Source organism: Modestobacter sp. VKM Ac-2984, assembly GCF_026967985.1.
Taxonomy (GTDB): domain Bacteria; phylum Actinomycetota; class Actinomycetes; order Mycobacteriales; family Geodermatophilaceae; genus Modestobacter.
This window is the reverse complement of record NZ_JAPVBJ010000002.1, coordinates 290,349-312,042: the sequence shown is the minus strand read 5'-3', so window position 1 is coordinate 312,042 and position 21,694 is coordinate 290,349. Positions and strand designations below refer to the sequence as shown.

The window sequence follows — 21,694 nt, the reverse complement described above, 5'->3', positions numbered from 1 at the left end:
CGGATTCCCTGGGTTCAGCGGCGGCGGCGCAGCCCCCGCAGCGTGCGGACGGCGACCAGCAGCTCGGCCAGCTCGTGCCGGTCACCGCCGGCCAGGTCGGCGAGCTGGGCCGCGGCCCGCTGCTGGGCGACGTCCCAGGCGTCGACCCACCGCTCGACCAGCTCGGCCGCGGCCTCGCCGTCGGAACGCCGCAGGCCCAGCACGTCGCCGGTGAGCGTCGCCTGCTCGGCCGCCAGGTCGTCGCGCAGGCTCGCCCGGGCCATCGACGGCCAGCGCCGGTCCCGGGGCAGCCCGATCACCAGCTCGCGCAGCGGCACGAGGGCCAGCCGCTCGGCCAGGCACTGGGACACCTGCGCGGCCAGCGCGATGGGGGCGCCGGTGTCCTCGGCCACCACCGCGAGGTCCAGCGCCGTCGGCAGCAGCGGCGCGGCGGCGACCTCGGCGGCCAGCTCCGGCGCGACGCCGGCGGCCCGGAGCTCCGCGGCCCGCTCCGCGTAGGCCTCGGCGTCGGCCCCCAGCAGCCAGCCGGGCAGGCCGGCGCGCACCTCGGCGACCGGCGCGGCGAACCGCTCGATCACCGGGGTCAGCGTGGCCGCCGGCTCCGCGGTGAGCTCGGGGATCCGCAGCAGCCAGCGGGTGGTCCGCTCGGCCAGCCGGGTCGCCTCGGTGCGCAGCCGCACCTGGGTGGCGGCCGGCACCCGGTTGTCCAGGTCCCGTGGGGCGTCCCACAGCCGGTCGACGTCGAACACCGCCCGGGCGACGGTGTGCGCGCGCACCACGGCCGAGACCGGGGCACCCGTCTCCTCGCCGAGCCGGAACAGCCCGGTGACGCCGGCGGTGTTGACCGCCCGGTTGCTCAGCACCGTCGCCACGATCTCCCGGCGCAGCGGGTGGCTGGTCAGCGCGGTCGGGAAGCGGGCACGCAGTGCGGTGGGGAAGTAGTCCTCGAGCAGGTCGGCCAGCGCCGGGTCGTCGGGCAACCCCGAGTCCAACACCGCGTCGCCGGCCTCGATCTTGGCGTAGGCCAGCAGCACGGACAGCTCGGGGCCGGTCAGGGCCTGACCGTCGCGGCGGCGCTCGGCCAACGCCCGGTCGTCGGGGAGCGCCTCCACCGCACGGTCGAGCCGGCCGGCCCGCTCCAGGGCCCGCAGGTAGCGCTGGTGGGCGTCGAGCAGCCCCCGCGATGCGGCGCACTCGGTGGCCAGCGTCGCGTTCTGCGCGTAGTTGTCCCCGAGCACGGCCGCGGCCACCTCGTCGGTCATCTCCTCCAGCAGCCGAGCCCGGTCGTCCGGCTCCAGGCGCCCCTCGTCGACCACCCGGTTCAGCGCGATCTTGATGTTGACCTCGTGGTCGGAGGTGTCGACGCCCGCGGAGTTGTCGATCGCGTCGGTGTTCACCCGCCCCCCGGCCAGCGCGTACTCGATCCGCCCCCGCTGGGTCAGGCCCAGGTTGCCGCCCTCGCCGACCACCCGGACCCGCAGCTGGCCGCCGTCGACCCGCACCGCGTCGTTGGCCTTGTCCCCCACGTCCAGCGCGCTCTCCGCGGCGGCCTTCACATAGGTGCCGATCCCGCCGTTGAACAGCAGGTCGACCGGGGCCAGCAGCACCGCGCGCACCAACTCGGGCGGGCTCAGCGCGTCCACGTCGTCGGCCAGCCCCAGCGCCGCGCGCATCGGCGCGGACACCGGCACCGACTTCGCCGTCCGGGGCCAGACTCCCCCGCCCGGGCTGATCAGCGAGCGGTCGTAGTCCGCCCACGAGGAGCGCGGCAGCTCGAACAGCCGCCGGCGCTCGGCGAAGGACACCGCGGCGTCCGGGGTCGGGTCGACGAAGACGTGCCGGTGGTCGAAGGCAGCCACCAGCTGGAGGTGCTCGGACAGCAACATGCCGTTGCCGAACACGTCACCGGACATGTCGCCGACGCCGACGACGGTGACCTCCTGGTTCTGCACGTCGACGCCGAGCTCGCGGAAGTGCCGGGTGACCGACTCCCACGCACCACGGGCGGTGATGCCCATCGCCTTGTGGTCGTAGCCCACCGAGCCGCCGGAGGCGAAGGCGTCGCCCAGCCAGAACCCGCGCTCGATCGCCACCGAGTTGGCCAGGTCGGAGAAGGTCGCCGTCCCCTTGTCGGCGGCGACCACCAGGTAGGTGTCGTCGCCGTCGTGGCGGACGACCCGCTCCGGGGGGACCACCTGGCCCTCGACCAGGTTGTCGGTGAGCGTCAGCAGCGCGCCGATGAACTGGGTGTAGCAGGCCTTGCCCTCGGCGAGCACCTCGTCGCGGGACGCCCCCTCACCCGGGCCGCGCAGCACCACGAAGCCGCCCTTGGCCCCGGTCGGGACGATCACGGTGTTCTTCACCGTCTGCGCCTTGACCAGGCCGAGCACCTCGGTGCGCAGGTCCTCCCGCCGGTCGCTCCAGCGCAGTCCGCCGCGGGCCACCGCACCGAACCGCAGGTGCACGCCGAGCACCTGCGGCGAGCTGACCCACACCTCCCGCGCCGGGCGGGGCTCGGGCAGGTCGGGGACGGCGGAGGGGTCGAGCTTGAGCGCCAGCGGGGCGCCGTCGGTGAAGACGCCGGCCGTGTAGGCCGTCGTCCGCAGGGTCGCCCGGACGGCGGCCAGCAGCGAGGACAGCACCCGGTCGGCGTCCAGCGAGGCCACCTCGCCGATCGCCGCGGTCAGCGACTCGACCAGGGCGGTGGTGCGCGCCTCGCGGCCGGCCGAGCGGTCGGGGTGGAACCGGGTCTCGAACAGCGCGATGAGCCGGGCCACGATCCCCGGGTGCGCGGCGAGGGTCTCCTGCACGTAGGACTGCCCGAAGGGGAGCCCACCCTGGCGCAGCCACTGCACGTAGGCGCGCAGCACGGCCACCTGCCGCCAGGTCAGCCCGGCCAGCAGGACGAGGGAGTTCAGCGCGTCGTCCTCCGCTCGGCCGGCCCAGACGGCGGTGATCGCGTCGGTGAACCGCTCGGGCAGCGTGCCGGCGAAGGGCACCTCGGTGGTCGGCGACGCCAGGCCGAAGTCGTACACCCAGGCCATCGGGGCGCCGATCCGGTCGACCTCGTACGGCCGCTCGTCGAGCACGTCGACGCCCATGTGCTGCAGCACCGGCAGCACGTCGGACAGCAGCAGCCGCTCCCCCACCCGGTACACGGTCAGCCGGCGCTCCCCCTCCGGCCCGGCCGGTGCCCGCAACCGCAGGTCCATCCCGCCGGGGGCCAGCCGGTCCAGCCGGGCCAGGTCCTCCACGGCCACCTGGGCCGGGAACTCCTCCTGGTAGGCCGCGGGAAAGGCGTCGGCGACCCGGGCCAGCAGCCGGGGAGCGTCGTCGCCGTGCCGGACGACGAGGGCGGCAGCCAGGTCGTCGGTCCAGCTGCGGGCGGCCGCCGCCAGGGCCTGCTCCAGCGCCGGGACGTCGACGTCGGGCAGCGACGGGCCACCCCGCCGGCTCACCGGCACCCGGACGATGAAGTGCAGGCGGGTGAGCACCGACTCGCTGGACCGGACGGTGAACTCCACGTGGGTGCCGCCCAGGTGCTCCAGCAGCAGCCGCTGCATGGTCAGCCGGACCTGCGTCGTGTACCGGTCGCGGGGCAGGTAGACGAGGGCGGAGAAGAACCGGCCGAACGGGTCCCGGCGCAGGAACAACCGGGTCTGCCGGCGTTCGCGCAGGTGCAGCACGGCCAGCGCCACCGGGAGCAGCTCGTCGACGTCGACCTGCAGCAGCTCGTCGCGCGGGTAGGTCTCCAGGACGTCGAGCAGCTGCTTGCCCGAGTGGCTGTCGGCGGGCACCCCGGAGCGGTCCAGGACGGCGTCGGCGGTCCGCCGGACCAGCGGCACCTCCCGGACGCTGCTGGTGTAGGCCTCGTTCGGGAACAGGCCCACCAACAGGTGCTGGCGGCCACGGCTGCCCGGCGAGTCGCTGGGCAGGTCGACGACCACCAGGTCCAGCCAGGCCGGGCGCTGGACCGTGGAGCGGGCGTCGCCCTTGGTGATCCGGACCCGGCGAGCGGCCCCCGCACCCGGCGCGGCCAGCCCGGCCGGCGCCACCGAGGTGGCGCGCTCGGGGGAGCTGCGCAGCACGCCGAGCTCGGAGCCGGCGACCACCTCGACCGCCGGCTGGGCGGCGTCACCGACCAGCTCGACGGTGCGGGCGCCGAGGAAGAGGAAGTTGCCGCCCGCCAGCCAGCGGAGCAGCGCCGCGGCCTCGGCCGGATCGTCGGCGGGGTGCCCGTCGTCCGCAGGGGCCGGCAACCGGCCCAGCGCGTCGGCGATCTCCCCGGCCCGCCCGGCCAGGGCGGGGGCGTCGGTGTGCGCCCGGCGGACGTCGTCCAGCACGGCACCGATCCCGGCCAGCAGGTCGGCGGCGGCCTCCTCGTCGACCTGCCCGGACAGCACGACGGACATCCAGGACTCGGCGATGGCGTCGGCCCCGCAGGTGACGGCGTCGGCGCTGTCGCAGAAGGCGACCAGCTCCCCGTCGGCGTCCCGGCGGACGACCACGACCGGGTGCACGACGTGGTCGGGGGCGATGCCCTGCCGGGTCACCTCGGCGCTGACGGAGTCGACGAGGAACGGCATGTCGTCGACGACCACCCGGAGCACGGCCCGCCCACCGTCGGTGCGGTGGACGTCGACGACCGGGGTACCGGGCCGGCGGGAGGCCGCCAGCCGGAGGTGCCCGAGTGCGAGGGCGGCCAGCTGGGCGGGGTCGTGGCCGACCACCTCGGCGGCCGGCTCCCCGGCGTAGAAGCGGTGCAGCAGGACGGGGGTGTCGGCCGGTCCGACGCCGGCCGGGAGGGTGCCCTGGGCGGTCAGCAGCTCGCGGGCGGCGGTGGCTGCCTGGTCCAGCAGCCGGCGCTTCTCCTCCTGCGCAGCCTCCAACGAGGCCATGTCGGCGCGGGTGTCGACCAGGCCGTCGACGGTCCCGTCGCCGCTCTCCCCACCCGGGGGGACCGGGATGCGGTCACCCCCCGGAGCGGCCGGGGTGCGTGCGGACCGATCGGACTCCGAACCGAGACGAGCCATGCTCACCGACGCTAGTGGCCGCGCACCTTCAAGGGCAGCACCAGCTCGGCGATCCAGCTGAAGAGGGCGATGAGGAACCCGCCGAACAGAGCGGCGAGGAAGCCGTCCACGGTGAACCGGTCGGACAGCACCGCGGTGAGGCCGAGCATCGCCGCGTTGATCACCAGCAGGAACAGGCCGAGGGTGAGGATCACGAACGGCAGCGCCAGCAGCCGGACGATCGGCCCGATGATGGAGTTGACCAGCGCGAACAGCAGCGCCACCCACAGGTAGGTGCCGGTCTCGCCGAAGAACCCGGTGGGGTTGCCGATCACCTCGATCCCGTCGACGAGCCGGGTCACGGCGTAGATGATGGCCGCCAGCACGACGACGCGGACGGCGAACTTCCCGATCGTGGCCACGGCGGCACGGTAGCGCCCAGCGATCACGATCCGTGGGACTCGGGCCGTATGACCGACTCTCGCGCCGTGACTAGACAGCGGTAGACACCGCCGACTGCGGTGCATGCCACGCAATCCGGCGGGGAACAATCGAGCGCGCCGGGCGTTGTGATGGGTACCGGTCCGGTCGGACCCTCGGGCCCCACCCCCTCGTCGCCTCGTGCTCGTCGCCTCGTGCGACCACTCGCCGAGAGGCGCCCGCCCGGATCGGTCATCGCGCGCCCCGTCGGGAGTCGGCTCCCGGCGGGGCGCTGCGCTGCGCTGCGCTGGGAGACTGCGGCCATGACCAGTGCGCCGACGCAGGACCCGGCCCCGGCGCACCGCCGACCGGACGCCGAGCCGCGCCGACTGCCCGCCCGGACCGCGCGCCGAGCCCTGCTGCTGGTCGCCCTGATCGCCGCCGGCTGCACCGTCGCCCTCACGGCCGACCTCCCCGAGGTGGCCGCGCTCCGCGACTGGCTCGGCGACGTCGGCCCGCTCGGCTGGGCCGTCCTCGTGGTCGGCCTGGCGCTGGCCACGCTCGCGCCGGTGCCCCGCACAGCACTCTCCCTGCTGGCCGGGGTCCTCGCCGGGTTCTGGGGCGGGCTGGCGCTGGCGCTGACCAGCGGCGCCCTCGGCGCCGCCGCCGGGTTCCTGGTCGCCCGCCGACTCGGCCGGGAGGCGGTCACCCGGCTGGCCGGCCCACGGTTGGCCCGGGTCGACGCCCGGCTGTCCGAGCGCGGGTTCCTCGCGGTGCTGGTCGGCCGGCTGACGCCGATCGCGCCGTTCACCGTGGTCAGCTACGCCGCCGGGCTGTCCGGCATGCGGTCGCGGGACCACCTCGCCGGGACCGCACTGGGACTGGTGCCGGGCACCGTGCTGCACGTGTCCATCGGGGCGACCGTGGGCTCGGCCGACCAGGACGGCGGGGTCCCGCTGCTGCTGAGCCTGGTGCCGCTCACCCTGGCCCTGGTGACGCTCGGCGTGGTCCGCGGTCGCCGGCGGGCGGCCGGCGCCCGAGAGCCCCGGGCCTGACGCCGGCTCATCGGTTCGAACGTGTGTTCGAGCGCCGTGATAGCGTGACACCCGTCGAGGAGCCCACCACCACCTCTCTGACGCCGTATCGGTTTGTCTAACGCTGACGCTAGACAGCCGCAGATGCATGTCGAGACGGCGGTCGATGCCGTCGTCTAACGGTTTCTACCGCCATGGCAAGACAACGGCATAGGGTGCTCGACATGGACCCCGTGCGGAACCCGTACGCCCCCGGCGCCGGGCAGCGCCCGCCCGAGCTGGCCGGCCGGGACACCGAGCTCTCCGCGTTCGACGTCGTCCTCGAGCGGATCGCCCGTGGCCGGCCGGAGCGCTCCCTGGTGCTCACCGGGCTGCGCGGCGTCGGCAAGACCGTGCTGCTCAACCAGCTGCGCTCCGCGGCGATCACCCGCGGCTGGGGCACCGGGAAGATCGAGGCGCGCCCGGACCAGTCGCTGCGCCGCCCGCTGTCGGCCGCGCTGCACATGGCCCTGCGCGAGCTGCGGCACCCCGACCAGGAGTCCACCGACGCCGTCCTGGGCACCCTCAAGGCCTTCGCCCAGCGCCAGGCCCCGGCCGACGCGAAGGTGCGCGACCGCTGGCAGCCGGGCATCGACGTGCCGGCCAGCTCCGGGCGCGCCGACTCCGGGGACATGGAGATCGACCTGGTCGAGCTGCTCAGCGACGTGGCCGGCCTCGCCGCCGACGTCGGCAAGGGCGTGGCGTTGTTCATCGACGAGATGCAGGACGTGCAGACCGACGACGTCTCGGCGATCTGCGCCGCGTGCCACGAGCTCTCCCAGCAGGGCTCGCCGCTGATCGTCGTCGGCGCCGGGCTCCCCCACCTCCCCGCGGTGCTGAGCGCCTCCAAGAGCTACTCCGAGCGGCTCTTCCGCTACCTGCGGATCGACCGGCTGGACCGGGCCGCCGCCGACCGGGCACTGCTGGCCCCCGCCGAGCGGGAGGACGTCGAGTTCGACACCGAGGCACTGGACGCCCTCTACGCCGCCGCCGACGGCTACCCCTACTTCGTGCAGGCCTACGGCAAGGTCACCTGGGACGTCGCTGCGGCCTCCCCCATCACCGCCGACGACGTCGCGATGGCCGCACCGGCCGCCGAGGCCGAGCTCGCGGTCGGCTTCTTCGGGTCCCGCTACGACCGGGCCACCCCGGCCGAGCGCGAGTACATGCACGCGATGGCCGAGCTCGGCGGGCCGAGCGGCGCCGCGGTGGGCACCTCCGACGTCGCGGTGTCGCTGGGCCGCAAGCCGGCCTCCCTCTCCCCCGCGCGGGACTCGCTGATCAAGAAGGGCCTGGTCTACTCCGCCGAGCGCGGCCAGATCGCCTTCACCGTCCCGCACTTCGGCCGGTACCTGCTCCGGCACGCCCCGGAGTAGTGCGGCACCCGATCGGGTCGTGTTCCACGTGCGACCTCGCCGCCGGGACGGCAGGGTGGCCGGGGTGAGCACCCCTGCCGACGCCCGCTCCCCCGAGGAGATCACCGTCCCCGTCGAGGGCGGCGAGCTCGCCGCGCTGTACTGGGCGGCCGACGCCCCGGGGGCCCCGCTGGTCGTGCTGGTGCACGGCATCACCGGGAACGCCGCGGTCTGGGGGCCGGTCGCGGCCGCACTGGCCGGCGAGTGCGAGGTGGTCGCGCCCGACCTGCGGGGCCGCGCCGGCAGCGCCGAGCTCCCCGGCCCCTACGGCCTCTCCGTCCACGCCGCGGACATCGCCGCGCTGCTCGACCGGTTCGGCGCCGACGCCCAGGCCGGGGCTGACGCGACCGTGCTCGTCGGCCACTCGATGGGCGGGTTCGTCGCCGCGCTGGCCACCGCCGGGGTGGCCCGGGACATGGTGCACGGGCTGGTGCTGGTCGACGGCGGCCTGCCCTTCGCCGTCCCGCCGGCCGCGGACACCGACTCGATGCTCGGCGCGTTCCTCGGGGCGAGCCTGGATCGACTGGACCGGACCTTCCCCGACCTGCCGGCCGTCCGGGAGTTCTGGTCCGAGCACCCGACGATCGGCCGCTGGGTGGACCACCCGCCGGCGTCGGCGTTCTTCGTCCGCGACCTCACCGGCACGCCGCCGGAACTGCGCAGCGCGGTGGCGCACGAGGCGGTCCGGGTCGACGGCGCGGACATGCTCCGCAACCAGGTGGTGCTCGAGGCGACCACCGACCTCCCGGTGCCGGCGACCCTGCTGTGGGCCACCCGCGGCATGCAGGGCGAGGTGCCCGGCCTCTACGACGAGGTGCGGCTGGAGCCGATGCAGCTCGGCGAGGCCCACGTGACCGCCCGCGAGGTCCCCGACACCGACCACGACTCGGTCCTGTGGGCCGAGGAGGGCGTCCGGGCGATCACCGACGCCGTCCGCGAGGCGGCCGCGCGCGGCCGCTGAGACGCACAGGAGCCGGCGCCGCCGTGGGGCGGGTCGGCGGGGGTCCGGAGGTCGGCTACCGCTGGCGCTGAACGCAACGACCAGGGGAGCAGGTCCGGCGCTCTCGCCCGGTCCCGCTCCCCTGGTCGCTGGGTCCTGCTGGTCGGTCGTGGGGGTCAGTGCGCCATCACGATGGACATGTTGCCCGAGCCGTAGCCGGCCACGTCGACCTTGAGGTCGATCCGGTTGAACGCCGCGGCGAGGCCGGCGATGTCCCCCGGGATCGGCTCCCCCGGAGCGTGCAGCTTGTGCAGCTTCGAGTGGTTGACGCCCCCGCCGTTGAACAGCGCGGCGGCGACGTTCACCACCTCGTAGACGACCTCCAGGTGCATCTCGGAGAGCTCGCCCTCGTCGATGGCGTCCTCGAGCCCGCCCTTGGGGAGCAGGGCCAGCGCCCCGGCGAGCCAGGCGGCGAGCCGGATGTCGACCAGGCAGAGGGCGGTGGTCGCCATCGTCGGGTCCACGTAGACGGCCACGGCCGGCTTGTCGTTGAGCGACACCGGGTCGCCCGGGGAGACGGTGACGTCCTTGCCGAACAGCCCCTCCAGCAGGTCGCGGACGGCCTTGGGGTTGGGCAGCAGCGCCGGTGCGGGGGCGGTCATGCGATCACCCCGTCCAGGGCGTCCTTGAAGGTGTCCTCGTTGAAGGGCTTGGCGATGAGGAAGAGGGCGCCGGCGTTGGCCGCCTTCTCCCGCATCTCCGGGGAGCCCTCCGAGGTCACGAAGCCGAAGGGCACCTGCGAGCCGGAGGCGCGCAGCGCCTCCAGGCACTCGATGCCGGACATCTCGGGCATGTTCCAGTCCGAGAGGACCAGGTCGGGCTTCTCCGACCCGACCTTCTCGAACGCGTCGCGTCCGTCGACGGCCTCGACGATGTCGTGGTCGTCGTAGCCCGCCTGACGGAGGGTGCGGATCACGATCTGCCGCATGACACGGCTGTCGTCGGTCACCAGGATCTTCACTGCGGCACCTCAGTTCCGCTCGGGTGCAGCGCCTGGGTGGCGCCCTGCACGGTGATGGTCAGGGACTGTCCGCGCCACTGACCGTTGACGCGGCAGACGTCGTCCAGCCGCCCGGTGGTGGGCGCGGAACCGATCTGGGGGAGGCCGAGGCTGGAGGGCCCCGGCAGGACGGACTTGATGTTGCCGCCCAGCACGTTGGCGAGTTCGCCGAGCGCATCGGCGACGTCCTCGTCGTCCACGACCGTGGGTGGCCGGGTCATCAGCACGCTCTCGGCGAGCGCGCCGGCGGTCGCCGGGGCGCAGGTGAGGACGACGGCGCCGTTCCACGGGCCGCTGATCGTCACCCACGCGCTGACCACCTCGGCCGGCGGTGCGACCGGGACGGGGACGAACGCCTCACCGTCACCGACCAGGGTCGGCCAGATCTCGTCGGCGATGCTCTGCACCGTCTCCGGGTCCAGCAGCGCGGTGATCGGCGGGGCTTCCTGCAGGGTCACGCGGACACCTCCTCGGGGAGCAGGCCGAGCAGCGCCAGCTTGTCGCGGAGCGCGTCGGCGGTGAACGGCTTGATCAGGTACTCGTGGGCGCCGGCGGCCAGCGCCTTGACGATCTGGCCCGTCTCGCTCTCCGTGGTGACCATCATCAGCGTCACCTGGCGGAGCTCGGGGTTGGCGCGGACGGCGACGACGAACTGGAGCCCGTCCATCACCGGCATGTTCCAGTCGATGCAGCAGAGGTCGGGGACCCAGCCCTCGGCCTTGCCCTCCTGCAGCGCGTCGAGGGCCTGCTGGCCGTCTCCGGCCTCACGCACCTCGAAGCCGAAGTCCTTGAGGATGCTGCCGACGATGCGCCGCATGGCGCGGGAATCGTCGATCACCAGAGCTCGCACGGTCAGGCTCCCTTTCGCGGGCGGTAGGCGGAGCCGCGGCCGAGGACGACCCGCTCCCAGTTCTCGTCGACCCCGAGCGTGGTCTCCGCCGCGCCCAGGAACAGCCACCCGTCGGGGCGCATGAGCTGGCGGACTCGGGTCAGGATCGCCTGCTTGGTGGGCAGGTCGAAGTAGATGAGGACGTTGCGCAGGTAGACCACGTCGAACGGGCCCATCCGGGGCAGCGGGGCGGCGAGGTTGCACTCGCTCGCGGTGATCATCCGGCGCAGGGCCGGGGCGATCTCCCACTCGTTGCCGCTGCGGGTGAAGTGCCGCACCAGCATCGTGGCGGGCAGGCCCCGGTTGACCTCCAGCTGGCTGAACCGGCCGGCGCGGGTGCGCTCCACCATCTGCTGGGACAGGTCGGTCGCGGTGATCGACACCCGGGTGGGGGCGTTGGGCAGCGCGTCGGCCAGCAGCATGGCGATCGTGTAGGCCTCCTGCCCGCTGGAGCAGGCCGCCGACCAGATCTGCAGCCGCTCGTCGGGCCGGCGGGCGGCCAGCAGCTGCGGCAGCACCGTGCTGGTGAGCGCGGTGAACGGGTCACCGTCGCGGAACCAGGACGTCTCGTTCGTGGTGAGCGCCTCGACGATCCGCCGGGTGGTCGCCGGGTCCGGCCGGTTGCGGACGGACTCGACGAGCTCGCTCACCCCGGACATGCCGCGCTGCTGGGCCATCGGCAGCAGCCGGGCCTCGACCAGGTACTCCTTGCCCGGCTGCAGGACGATCGCGCTCTCGCGGTGCACCAGCTGGCGCACCCAGTCGAAGCTCGTGGCGGTGAGGGTCATCGTCGGCCTCCCATCGGGGCAGCGGCCCGGGCAGCGGCGAAGCTGGCGGCCGGGCGCGGGGTCGGGAGCAGTCGGACGATCGCCTCGGCGATGCGGTCCAGTGGCAGCACCTCGTCGGCGAAGCCGGCCTGGGCGACCGCACCGGGCATGCCCCAGACCACCGAGGTGGCCTGGTCCTGGGCGACGACCGTGCCGCCGGCGTCTCGGATCTGTCCGGCGCCGATGCGCCCGTCCGAGCCCATGCCGGTGAGCACGACGCCGAGCACGGCGCCGTCGAAGGCGGCCACGGCCGAGCGGAAGAGGACGTCGACGGCCGGCCGGCAGAAGTTCTCCGGCGGTGCCTGGTTCAACGCCGTCCGCTTGTTGGCCCCACTGGTGCCCACGGTCAGGTGGAAGTCACCGGGGGCGATGTGCACGGTGCCGGGCACGAGCGGACTGCCGTCGGTGGCCTCGACCACGGTGAGCGGGCAGAGCCGGTCCAGCCGCTGGGCGAACTGACGGGTGAAGACGGGGGGCATGTGCTGCACCAGCAGCACCGGCACCGGCAGCGAGGCCGGCAGCAGCGGCAGCACCTTGGTGAGCGCCTCGGGGCCACCGGTGGAGGAGCCGATCACGAGCACGGCCGGCTCCCTGGGGGCGCGGGTGCGCGCCACCGGCGGACGGACGGCGACCGGCGAGGCGACCGGGGCGGCCGCGGGGCCGCTGGTCTGCGGCCGGCCGGTCAGGGCCTTGATCTTGGGGATGAGCTGCTGACGCACGCTCTCCATCGACTGGGCGACGCTGCCGACGTTGGCCGGCTTCGTCACGTACTCGTTGGCACCGGCGGACAGCGCGTCCAGGGTCGCGGAGGCACCGCGCTCGGTCAGCGTGCTGAACATGATGATCGGCACCCGGCTGTACGCCTGCCCGCCGGCCCGGCTGCGGATGGCCCGCACCGCCTCGATGCCGTTCATCTCCGGCATCTCGATGTCCATCGTGACCAGGTCGGGCTTGAGCTGCTCGAGCTTGGCCACGGCCAGCCGGCCGTTCGGCGCCGTGCCGACGACCGTGATCATCGGGTCCTCGGACAGCACGTCCGTCACGATCTTGCGGACGACGACGGAGTCGTCGACGACCATCACCCTGATCTGTTCCACGCGTTCCCCCGCAGCCGATGTGCCGGCCGGTGGGCCGCTCCAGACCTGTATCGGCATCCCGTGCCGGGCCTTGAGCGGATTCAGACGCGTACTGCAGATCGAGCGGGATTCACCCCTCGAGGGGGAGGGACCTCCCGGTCACCGCGGCCCACGGGCCACCCAGCACGGCGAGGGACTCCTCGTCCAGCAGGTCGGCCATCGCCAGGCCCTGCACGCAGCCGGCCAGTGCGTTCCAGACGCCCTCGGCGCCGTCCCGGGAGGAGAAGCCGGCCTCGGCGAAGACCCCGACGGTCATGAGCTGGACGGCGGCCAGGGTGCGGGTGCGGCCGGAGACGTGCGCGGCCCAGGCGGCACCGTGCATCGCCGCAGCCCAGGGACGGCGCTGGGCGCGCCCGGCGTCGACGGCCAGCCGCCACCGCCGGCGACCGGGCTCGTCCAGGCCGCGCAGCTCCTCGAAGAAGGCAGCGACACCCGGGGCCGCGGGTCCGAGGTCCGGTCGCGGACCGGGCTCCCAGGCGGTCGCGGTCGCGAACGGGCTGGTGAGCTCGGCCCGGGTCGGTGCGTCGAGGGCGTCCGCGGCCCACCAGCCGGTGGCGGCATCGGCCAGCACGTCGGCGGCCTGGGTCGTCACGGCCGGGTCGAGGTCGGCCACGACGGGGTGCTCCGGGCCGAGGACGTCGTCGCGTACCAGGCGCTCCAGGGCGGGGGTGTTGCCGATCGTGCCGCGCTCCAGCAGGGCGACCAGGCGGGCGGACCGGTCCTCGCCGGCCGGGGCGGTCAGGTCGCGCAGCTGCGGGACGCCGCCGGCGGCCAGTTCGTGGGCCCGGCGGGCGCGGACGGCGAGGGCCGCGCGCTCGTCGTCGGGGCAGCCGGCGGCGGGGTGCGCCGCGGCGATCCGGTGCAGGGTGGCGGCATCGGCACCGATGCCGGTCACCAGGACGTCGGCGACCTGGCCACCGGCGGGCAGACGGACGAGGTCGAAGCCGAGCGTCGCAGCGCTGACCAGGGAGTAGGGCACGTCGCCTCCAGGGAAGTGGTCAGGCCATCGTGCTGGCAGCCCGGGCCACAGCGCCACGCGGAGGTCACCCGCTCGCAGGACAGCGAGCTGGCGACCTCCGCGCGTTGCTGCCGGACGGTCAGTGCCCGGTGACAGGTTGTTCCAAACGCGTCACTCAGTAGGTGAAGCGGGCCACGCTCCCCCGCAGGTCGCTGGCCATCCGGGACAGCTCGTCCACGGCCTGCCGGGTCTGCCCCAGCGCCTGCGTGGTGGACGACGCCGCCGCGGAGACGCCGGTGATGTTCGTGGCGATCTCCGTCGAGCCGCCGGCTGCCTCCTGCACCGACCGGGACATCTCGTTGGTCGTGGCCGTCTGCTCCTCCACCGCACTGGCGATGGTCAGCTGGAAGTCGTTGATCGACCCGATCACCGCACTGATCCCACCGATCGCCTCGATCGCCTTGCCGGTGTCGCCCTGGATCGCCTCCACCCGGCGCGCGATGTCCTCCGTGGCCCGCGCGGTCTCCTGCGCCAGCTCCTTCACCTCATTGGCGACCACCGCGAAGCCCTTGCCCGCCTCACCGGCACGCGCGGCCTCGATCGTGGCGTTCAACGCCAGCAGGTTCGTCTGCTCGGCGATGGAAGTGATCGTCTTCACCACCGCACCGATCTCCTTGGAGGAGATCCCCAGCTTCGTGATGGTCGCCGTCGTCGCCTCCGCCTCACTCACCGCCGACGCCGCCACCCGCGCCGCCTCGTTCGCGTTCTGGCTGATCTCCCGGATCGAGGCGCCCATCTCCTCCGCACCCGCAGCCACCGTCGCCACGTTGCGCGACACCTCCTCCGCCGCAGCCGACACCACCCCGGACTGCGCCGAGGTCTCCTCCGCCGACGACGAGATCTGCGCCGAGGACGCCGACAGCTCCTCCGACGACGCCGCCACCGCATCAGCCGACGCGACGATCTCCGCGACCGTGTCGGCCATCGTCTGCGCGGCCGTGTTCAGTGCCGCCGACATCTGCCCCATCTCGTCCCGGCCGCGGACGGGCAGCCGCACGGTGAGGTCACGCCCGGCCAGCCGCTCCAGAGCGGTCTGGATCTCCCGGACGCCGCGGACGATCCCGCCGGACACCACGAACGACAGACCGGCGCCGAGCAGCACCGAGGCGAGGGCGACCAGCACCATGTTGCGGACCATCGCCGACTCGGCCGCTTCGGCCTCGGCGCGCGTCTCCGCGACGCGGGCGTCCACGGAGCCGACCAGTTCGGTCATCGCCTGGTCGAGCACGTAGAAGACGTCCCACTTGTCCCCGGTGGAGACCGCGTCGCCCTCGTCCAGCCGGCCCTGCGCCCAGAGGGCGAAGATCTGGTCGTTGAAGGCGCTCATCGCGGTCCAGTTCTCCTGGATCGTGTCCAGGCTGGCGCGGGCGTCGGCGTCCAGCAGGTCACGGTCGATGGCGAAGAGCTCCTCGAACCCGGTGGCGCCGTCCTCGTAGTTCGGCACGTTGTCGCCGTCGGGAGCGGCCGCGGTCGCCCCACCGTCCACCCGCGCGCGCCAGGCGGTGATGTTCTGCCAGTTGGCGGCCCACAGGAGGTCGTAGCGGGCGTCCTCGACGGCGCGCTGGACCCCCACGGCCGCCGTCGCCCGGGCGTTCAGGTCGCTCACCCGGTGCGACCCGGTGATCCCGGTGATCGCGACGGCCGCCAGGCCGATGAGCAGGACGGTGCTCAAGGCGAAGATGCGGGTCCTGATGCCCCGGTCGTGCAGCCAGCCACGCGCGCCGGCGCGCGGCGTCCGCTGGCTCGATCCGGTCGTCCGGGCGAGGACGGATGGTGCGCTCACGAAGGGGCCTCCTGGGCTCGAGCTGGTCCGACCGGTCCGTCGGTCGGTGGCGTGGCGGCCGGTCACGCGTGGGCCCCGTGGGGCGCATGTGACTCGGTCTCGTCCGGCAGATCGTCGGGCACCAGGTCGGCCCGGTCGTTGATCGTCCGGGCGTGTCGCGCCGCTGACCTGCAGAAAGACGGATGACCGTCGACCAGGGACGACGAGTCGACATGCCGCACGGGCAACCGGGCGGGGAACGCAGCAGGGCCGCACGGACCTGAGGTCCGTGCGGCCCTGCTGTTCCGGTGGAGCGGCGGATCAGAAGCTGAAGCGGGCCACGCTCCCCCGCAGGTCGCTGGCCATCCGGGACAGCTCGTCCACGGCCTGCCGGGTCTGCCCCAGCGCCTGCGTGGTCGAAGTGGCCGCCGCCGAGACACCGGTGATGTTCGTGGCGATCTCCGTCGATCCGCCGGCGGCTTCCTGCACCGACCGGGACATCTCGTTGGTGGTCGCGGTCTGCTCCTCCACCGCACTGGCGATGGTCAGCTGGTAGTCGTTGATCGACCCGATGATCTCGCTGATCCGACCGATCGCCGACACCGCACCGGAGGTGTCGCCCTGGATGGCCTCCACCCGGCGGGCGATGTCCTCCGTGGCCCGCGCCGTCTCCTGCGCCAGCTCCTTCACCTCGTTCGCCACCACCGCGAAGCCCTTGCCCGCCTCACCAGCACGCGCCGCCTCGATCGTGGCGTTCAGCGCCAGCAGGTTCGTCTGCTCCGCGATCGAGGTGATCACCTTGATCACGTTGCCGATCTCCCGGCTGGAGTCACCCAGCTTCATCACCGTCGCGTTGGTCGTCTCCGCCTCCGCCACCGCCTGCGCCGCCACCCGCGCCGCCTCGTTCGCGTTCTGCGAGATCTCCCGGATCGACGCGCCCATCTCCTCCGCACCCGCAGCCACCGTCGCCACGTTCCGGCTGACCTCCTCCGCCGCGGCCGACACCACCCCGGACTGCGCCGAGGTCTCCTCCGCCGAGGACGAGATCTGCGCCGAGGACGCCGACAGCTCCTCCGACGCCGCCGCCACCGCATCCGAGGACGCCACCACCGAGGCCATCACCCCGCGCAGGCTGTGCACCGCGGCGTCGAGGGCCGAGCCCATCTGCCCCAGCTCGTCCCGGGTGGTGAGGCCGCTGGTCCGGGTCAGGTCGCCCTCGGCCAGGCCCTCCACCACGTGCTTGACCTTCGCGGTGGCCCGGGCGACGCCGGTGGCGACGAACCAGCCGAGGGCGAGCGCGATGCCGATGCCCACGACGATGAACAGGATCGACAACGTGCGCTGCGCCTCGTAGTCGGCGCGGACGTCCGCGGCCGCCTGCTCGGCCTCCGCCGACTCCAGGTCGCGCAGCTCACGGATCTCCGCCTCGGCCTCCGTGACGATGGGGGTTCCCTCGGCGGCGTTGCGGCTCATCCAGCCCCCGAAGTCCTGGCTCTGGGCGAGCGGGACCAGGACGTCCTGCTGGAAGTCGACGTACGCCGCGATGTCAGCGGTCACCTCATCGAGGATGGCCAGCTTCTCCGGGCTCGCCGTCACCTGGCGGTAGGCGTCCGCCGCGGACTGGAACTCAGCACCCAGCGTCTCGATCGCGGCGATGTTCGCCGCCGCGTCGGCTCCCAGGATCGTGTCGCGGAGGTTGACCCGCAGGTCTCCCACCAGCGCGTCCAGGTCCGCAGCCCGGGCCACGCCGAGCGTGTTGTCCTCGTACAGCTGTTCTGCCGACGCCGCCGAGTCACTGAGCGCCGTCATCCCCAGGATGCCGATGCCGGCGGCGACGACGCCGGCGAAGCCCGCCGAGGCGAGCACCTTGGTCTTGATGGTGCGGTCGCCCCACAACGAACCAGAGCGGGCCAGCGGGCTGACGGACATGTTCTCTCCTGAGGGGTGCGTGCACTGTGCGGGTGGGAGGGGTCGGACTGGTGACCTGACCGCTCGCTCCACCGATCAGCATTCATCTGCGATCGGCGAGTCAGGACCATGGTGATTGATCCGGTAATGCGAGGTGTCGTTTTTCTGGCGTGTCGTCTGGTGTGCAACACAAAGTGCACCAATCGATTTCCGGTGCGCCTTTGTCGACATGTCCAGAGGGGCGGGGCAGTGAGAAGGAATGGTCGCCGCGGGTCATCGCGACACACCGGGACGACGACGGCCGGCACCTCTCGAGGCGGATCAGGTGCCGGCCGTGGGCCGAGTGGGTTCACCAGGTGAAGCGGGCCACGCTCCCCCGCAGGTCGCTGGCCATCCGGGACAGCTCGTCCACGGCCTGCCGGGTCTGCCCCAGCGCCTGCGTGGTCGAAGTGGCCGCCGCCGAGACACCGGTGATGTTCGTGGCGATCTCCGTCGATCCGCCGGCGGCTTCCTGCACCGACCGGGACATCTCGTTGGTGGTCGCGGTCTGCTCCTCCACCGCACTGGCGATGGTCAGCTGGTAGTCGTTGATCGACCCGATGATCTCGCTGATCCGACCGATCGCCGACACCGCACCCGAGGTGTCGCCCTGGATCGCCTCCACCCGACGGGCGATGTCCTCCGTGGCCCGCGCCGTCTCCTGCGCCAGCTCCTTCACCTCGTTGGCGACCACCGCGAAGCCCTTGCCCGCCTCACCAGCACGCGCCGCCTCGATCGTGGCGTTCAGCGCCAGCAGGTTCGTCTGCTCCGCGATGGAAGTGATCGCCTTCACCACCGCACCGATCTCCTGGGACGAGGTGCCCAGCTTGGTGATCGTCTGCGTGGTGGTCTCCGCCTCGCTCACCGCCTGGGCAGCCACCCGGGCCGCCTCGTTCGCGTTCTGGCTGATCTCCCGGATCGACGCCCCCATCTGCTCGGCACCCGCGGCAACGGTGGCCACGTTCCGGGAGACCTCCTCCGCCGCCGCCGACACCACCCCGGACTGCGCCGAGGTCTCCTCCGCCGACGACGAGATCTGCGCCGAGGACGCCGACAGCTCCTCCGAGGCGGCCGCCACCGCATCCGAGGACGCGGCGACCGAGGCGATCACCGCACGCAGATGCCCTTGCGCGGTGCCCAGCGCAACCGCCATCTGGCCGACCTCGTCCCGGGACGAGACGCCGGCGTCCACGGTCAGGTCACCGGTCGCCATGGCCTCCAGCGATGCCTGGACCTGCCGCAGGGGCCGGGCCAGCGAACGCTGGGTGAGCAGGCAGATGACCAGGATCGCCACCAACCCCAGGGCTGCGGCGATCTCACTGGTGCGGGCCCCCTGGGTGATCGCGGCGTCCAGCTCGGCCTGGGCGACCGCGGACTCCGCGGCCAGCGCGTCCTTGGCCTCGCCGACCGCCCCGTCGGTGAGGTCGTTGGCGACCTGGATCTCCTCGAAGCGGGCCCGCATGGCGACCTGGTCGGCCACGGCCGCCTGCACGAACGCCCTGAGCCCCTCCTGGTAGTCGCCGAAGGTCGACTGCACGGCAGCTGCCGCCGCGGCGCTGGCCCCGGTCAGCGGGACGCCCCGGAGCTCGTCCAGCAGCGCGTCCGCCGTCGCGACGTCGTCGGTCACGTCGACCAGCTGGTCGGCGGGGGTGGGGCTCACCAGGGCCTTGAGGCCGTCCACCTTCAGCTCACTGGCCCGGGTGTCCAGCTGCAGCACCAGCTCGGCCGCCTGGTCCAGCTCCGCCAGGTGCGCGCTGGCGTCCCGGACGCTGGCGTTCGAGGACAGCGTCGCGGTCACCAGCACACCGAAGGCCAGGACGACGACGCCGATCATGAGGCCGAACTTCACGGCGAGCCGACGGTCGGCGAACCAGCTCGATGGGCCGGGCGGTGCGGGGGAGCGCATGGCGGGTCTCCTGATCAGGAACGGGCGGTGTGGCGGGGCGGATGGGATCGATTGCACCCGTTCCAGAGAGAGGTGCCGCGTTCTCCGGATCGGTGGGGGAGTGGAACACCTCGGATCGGTTCGGACGGCGTCGTCCTGACATTTCCTGAGGATGGTTCGCGGGCCATGGTGGGGGATCCGGTAATGCGCGGTACCGATGCATGCGGCGTGTTGCGGAAGGCGTGGGAAATGGTCGACGACCGACACCCCGCGGCCCTTTGTCGACTCGGGCGCCAGCCCACGGCCGCGCTCCGTCGAGTGACAGCTGAGCGGGCATCAACCCGCTGGGAAGCCCGCTCAGCTGTCACTCGATGCGCCCCCCGGGGGCGCGTGTGGGGCGGGGTGACGGGAGAAGGACCGCGGCCGCTGCCTCGCCCGGGGAAGGGGGCGAGACAGCGGCCGCGGGAGTCGTGCGGATCGGGCCTCTCGGGACGAGAGGCGGCGTCAGTAGGAGAAGCGGGCCACCGTCGTGCGGAGGTCGCTGGCCATGCGGGACAGCTCGTCCACGGCCTGCCGGGTCTGCCCCAGCGCCTGGGTGGTCGAGGACGCCGCCGTGGAGACGCCGGTGATGTTGGTGGCGATCTCCGTGGAGCCGCCGGCGGCTTCCTGCACCGACCGGGACATCTCGTTGGTGGTCGCGGTCTGCTCCTCCACCGCACTGGCGATGGTCAGCTGGTAGTCGTTGATCGACCCGATGATCTCGCTGATCCGACCGATCGCCGACACCGCACCGGAGGTGTCGCCCTGGATGGCCTCCACCCGGCGGGCGATGTCCTCCGTGGCCCGCGCCGTCTCCTGCGCCAGCTCCTTCACCTCGTTCGCCACCACCGCGAAGCCCTTGCCGGCCTCACCGGCCCGGGCGGCCTCGATCGTGGCGTTGAGCGCCAGCAGGTTCGTCTGCTCCGCGATCGAGGTGATCACCTTGATCACGTTGCCGATCTCCCGCGAGGAGTCACCCAGCTTCATCACCGTCGCGTTGGTCGTCTCCGCCTCCGCCACCGCCTGCGCCGCCACCCGCGCCGCCTCGTTCGCGTTCTGCGAGATCTCCCGGATCGACGCGCCCATCTCCTCCGCACCCGCAGCCACCGTCGCCACGTTCCGGCTGACCTCCTCCGCCGCCGCCGACACCACCCCGGACTGCGCCGAGGTCTCCTCCGCCGAGGCGGAGATCTGCGCCGAGGACGCCGACAGCTCCTCCGAGGCGGCCGCGACCGCATCGGACGAGGCGACGACGGAGGCCATCACCGAGCGGAGGTTGGTCTGCGCGGCGGCGAGCGACGCGGCCATCTGGCCGATCTCGTCCCGGTCGCGCGCCTCGGGCAGCACGGTCAGGTCACCGTCGGCCATCGCCTGCACCGAGCGCTGCACCGAGCCGACCGTGGCGAGGATGCGGCGGACGACCAGGAAGGCCAGGCCGGCTGCGACGACGATCGACACGATCGAGACGGTCAGCAGCAGCGTGGTGGCGCTGCTGGCCTCCTCGGCGGCCGCGGCGTTGCGCGCGGCGGCCTGCTCGGACTGGGCCACGCCCTCGAGCTCGAGCTCGTCGGCCATGACCTGCAGCAGCGGCTGGAGCTGCTGCTCCTGCACCTGGGCGAAGGCGGCCAGGTCGCCACGGTCTGCCGCCGGGAACAGCTGGCTGGTCAGCAGGCCGAGGAACTGCTGACGGGTCGCGAGGAAGTTCTCCATCGCGCTCTGCTCGACGATGAACGGCTCGTAGGCGTCGTAGCCGGCCTGCAGGTCAGCGGTCTTCTCCTCCATCTGCTCGATCAGCTCGGCCCGGCGCTCGGGCGTGGAGACCGCGTACTCGAGGGTGCGAGCGCGGTGCGCGGCGTGCGCCCGCTGGATCTCCGACAGGGCGTTCAGCGGCTGGAGGTTCTCGGTGTAGATCGCGTCCTGCCCGGCGCGCATGTCGTTGATCCGGCCGATCGCCAGCGCATTGGTGCCGAGGACGACGACGGCGAGCAGGGCGATGACCGCCCCGATCTTGACGCCGATCGGCCGGTCGGCGAACCACCCGAACCGCCGAGGGGGGAGTGCTGTGGTGCTCATGGTCTTTCTCCAGGGGAGAGGGAGCGGATCGGGTGGAGGGGTGGGGCGGAGAAGCGGGGCCCCGTCCCGGGGAGGACGGGGCCCCGTGCTCAGGTGCCGACGGCGCGGTTCACGTCGAGCGCGAGGAGCAGCTGGCCGGAGAGCTTGTAGGCGCCCCGGATCAGCTCGCGGGCCGCACCGTCGAGCGTGTCCGGCGGG

General features: G+C 73.3%; 16 protein-coding genes. 3 read left to right on the top strand and 13 right to left on the bottom strand.

The features are described 5' to 3' along the window. Window positions 1–14: 14 nt before the first annotated feature. Window positions 15–5,033, bottom strand: coding sequence for an NAD-glutamate dehydrogenase (locus O2W16_RS05355; protein ID WP_269157771.1), 5,019 nt, complete (start codon window positions 5,031–5,033; stop codon window positions 15–17). Between the two features lie 11 nt (window positions 5,034–5,044). Beyond that, window positions 5,045–5,434 (bottom strand): phage holin family protein, encoded by a 390-nt coding sequence (locus O2W16_RS05350; RefSeq protein ID WP_269157770.1) that lies wholly within the window; start codon window positions 5,432–5,434, stop codon window positions 5,045–5,047. A 321-nt stretch (window positions 5,435–5,755) separates the two neighbouring features. Between O2W16_RS05350 and O2W16_RS05345 the strand changes: the two genes are divergently transcribed. The 3 genes from O2W16_RS05345 to O2W16_RS05335 all read left to right on the top strand — a co-directional run bounded on the left by O2W16_RS05345 (window position 5,756) and on the right by O2W16_RS05335 (window position 8,881). Then, window positions 5,756–6,487, top strand: coding sequence for a TVP38/TMEM64 family protein (locus O2W16_RS05345; RefSeq protein ID WP_269157769.1), 732 nt, complete (start codon window positions 5,756–5,758; stop codon window positions 6,485–6,487). 203 nt (window positions 6,488–6,690) lie between these two features. Further along, entirely contained in the window at window positions 6,691–7,881 is a 1,191-nt protein-coding gene (locus O2W16_RS05340; protein WP_269157768.1) for an ATP-binding protein, read from the top strand. A gap of 64 nt (window positions 7,882–7,945) precedes the next feature. Next, on the top strand, window positions 7,946–8,881 hold the full coding sequence (locus tag O2W16_RS05335; RefSeq protein ID WP_269157767.1) for an alpha/beta fold hydrolase: 936 nt from the start codon (window positions 7,946–7,948) through the stop codon (window positions 8,879–8,881). Window positions 8,882–9,036: 155 nt separating this feature from the next. On the opposite strand, the gene O2W16_RS05330 is transcribed toward O2W16_RS05335, so the two are convergent. The 11 genes from O2W16_RS05330 to O2W16_RS05280 form a co-directional block, all read right to left on the bottom strand. Beyond that, window positions 9,037–9,522, bottom strand: coding sequence for a hypothetical protein (locus tag O2W16_RS05330; protein WP_269157766.1), 486 nt, complete (start codon window positions 9,520–9,522; stop codon window positions 9,037–9,039). Further along, window positions 9,519–9,881 (bottom strand): response regulator, encoded by a 363-nt coding sequence (locus O2W16_RS05325; protein WP_269157765.1) that lies wholly within the window; start codon window positions 9,879–9,881, stop codon window positions 9,519–9,521. Before O2W16_RS05325 ends, O2W16_RS05330 begins: the two co-directional genes overlap by 4 nt. Further along, entirely contained in the window at window positions 9,878–10,378 is a 501-nt protein-coding gene (locus O2W16_RS05320; RefSeq protein ID WP_269157764.1) for a chemotaxis protein CheX, read from the bottom strand. The genes O2W16_RS05325 and O2W16_RS05320 overlap by 4 nt, the downstream gene beginning before the upstream one ends. After that, a complete protein-coding gene (locus O2W16_RS05315) occupies window positions 10,375–10,758 on the bottom strand; it encodes a response regulator (protein WP_269157763.1) in 384 nt (127 codons plus the stop codon). The genes O2W16_RS05320 and O2W16_RS05315 overlap by 4 nt, the downstream gene beginning before the upstream one ends. A 14-nt stretch (window positions 10,759–10,772) precedes the next feature. Further along, window positions 10,773–11,597: a CheR family methyltransferase gene (locus tag O2W16_RS05310; protein WP_269157762.1), complete on the bottom strand. Its 825-nt coding sequence runs from the start codon at window positions 11,595–11,597 to the stop codon at window positions 10,773–10,775. Beyond that, a complete protein-coding gene (locus tag O2W16_RS05305) occupies window positions 11,594–12,733 on the bottom strand; it encodes a protein-glutamate methylesterase/protein-glutamine glutaminase (protein WP_269157761.1) in 1,140 nt (379 codons plus the stop codon). Before O2W16_RS05305 ends, O2W16_RS05310 begins: the two co-directional genes overlap by 4 nt. A gap of 109 nt (window positions 12,734–12,842) precedes the next feature. Beyond that, entirely contained in the window at window positions 12,843–13,751 is a 909-nt protein-coding gene (locus O2W16_RS05300; RefSeq protein ID WP_269157760.1) for a hypothetical protein, read from the bottom strand. A 154-nt stretch (window positions 13,752–13,905) separates the two neighbouring features. Next, a complete protein-coding gene (locus O2W16_RS05295) occupies window positions 13,906–15,573 on the bottom strand; it encodes a methyl-accepting chemotaxis protein (RefSeq protein ID WP_269157759.1) in 1,668 nt (555 codons plus the stop codon). A gap of 300 nt (window positions 15,574–15,873) precedes the next feature. Continuing rightward, a complete protein-coding gene (locus O2W16_RS05290; protein WP_269157758.1) occupies window positions 15,874–17,481 on the bottom strand; it encodes a methyl-accepting chemotaxis protein in 1,608 nt (535 codons plus the stop codon). Window positions 17,482–17,809: 328 nt separating this feature from the next. After that, complete coding sequence (locus O2W16_RS05285; RefSeq protein WP_269157757.1) at window positions 17,810–19,405, bottom strand: methyl-accepting chemotaxis protein; 1,596 nt, start codon at window positions 19,403–19,405, stop codon at window positions 17,810–17,812. Window positions 19,406–19,888: 483 nt separating this feature from the next. Continuing rightward, entirely contained in the window at window positions 19,889–21,496 is a 1,608-nt protein-coding gene (locus tag O2W16_RS05280) for a methyl-accepting chemotaxis protein (protein ID WP_269157756.1), read from the bottom strand. Window positions 21,497–21,694 lie beyond the last annotated feature (198 nt).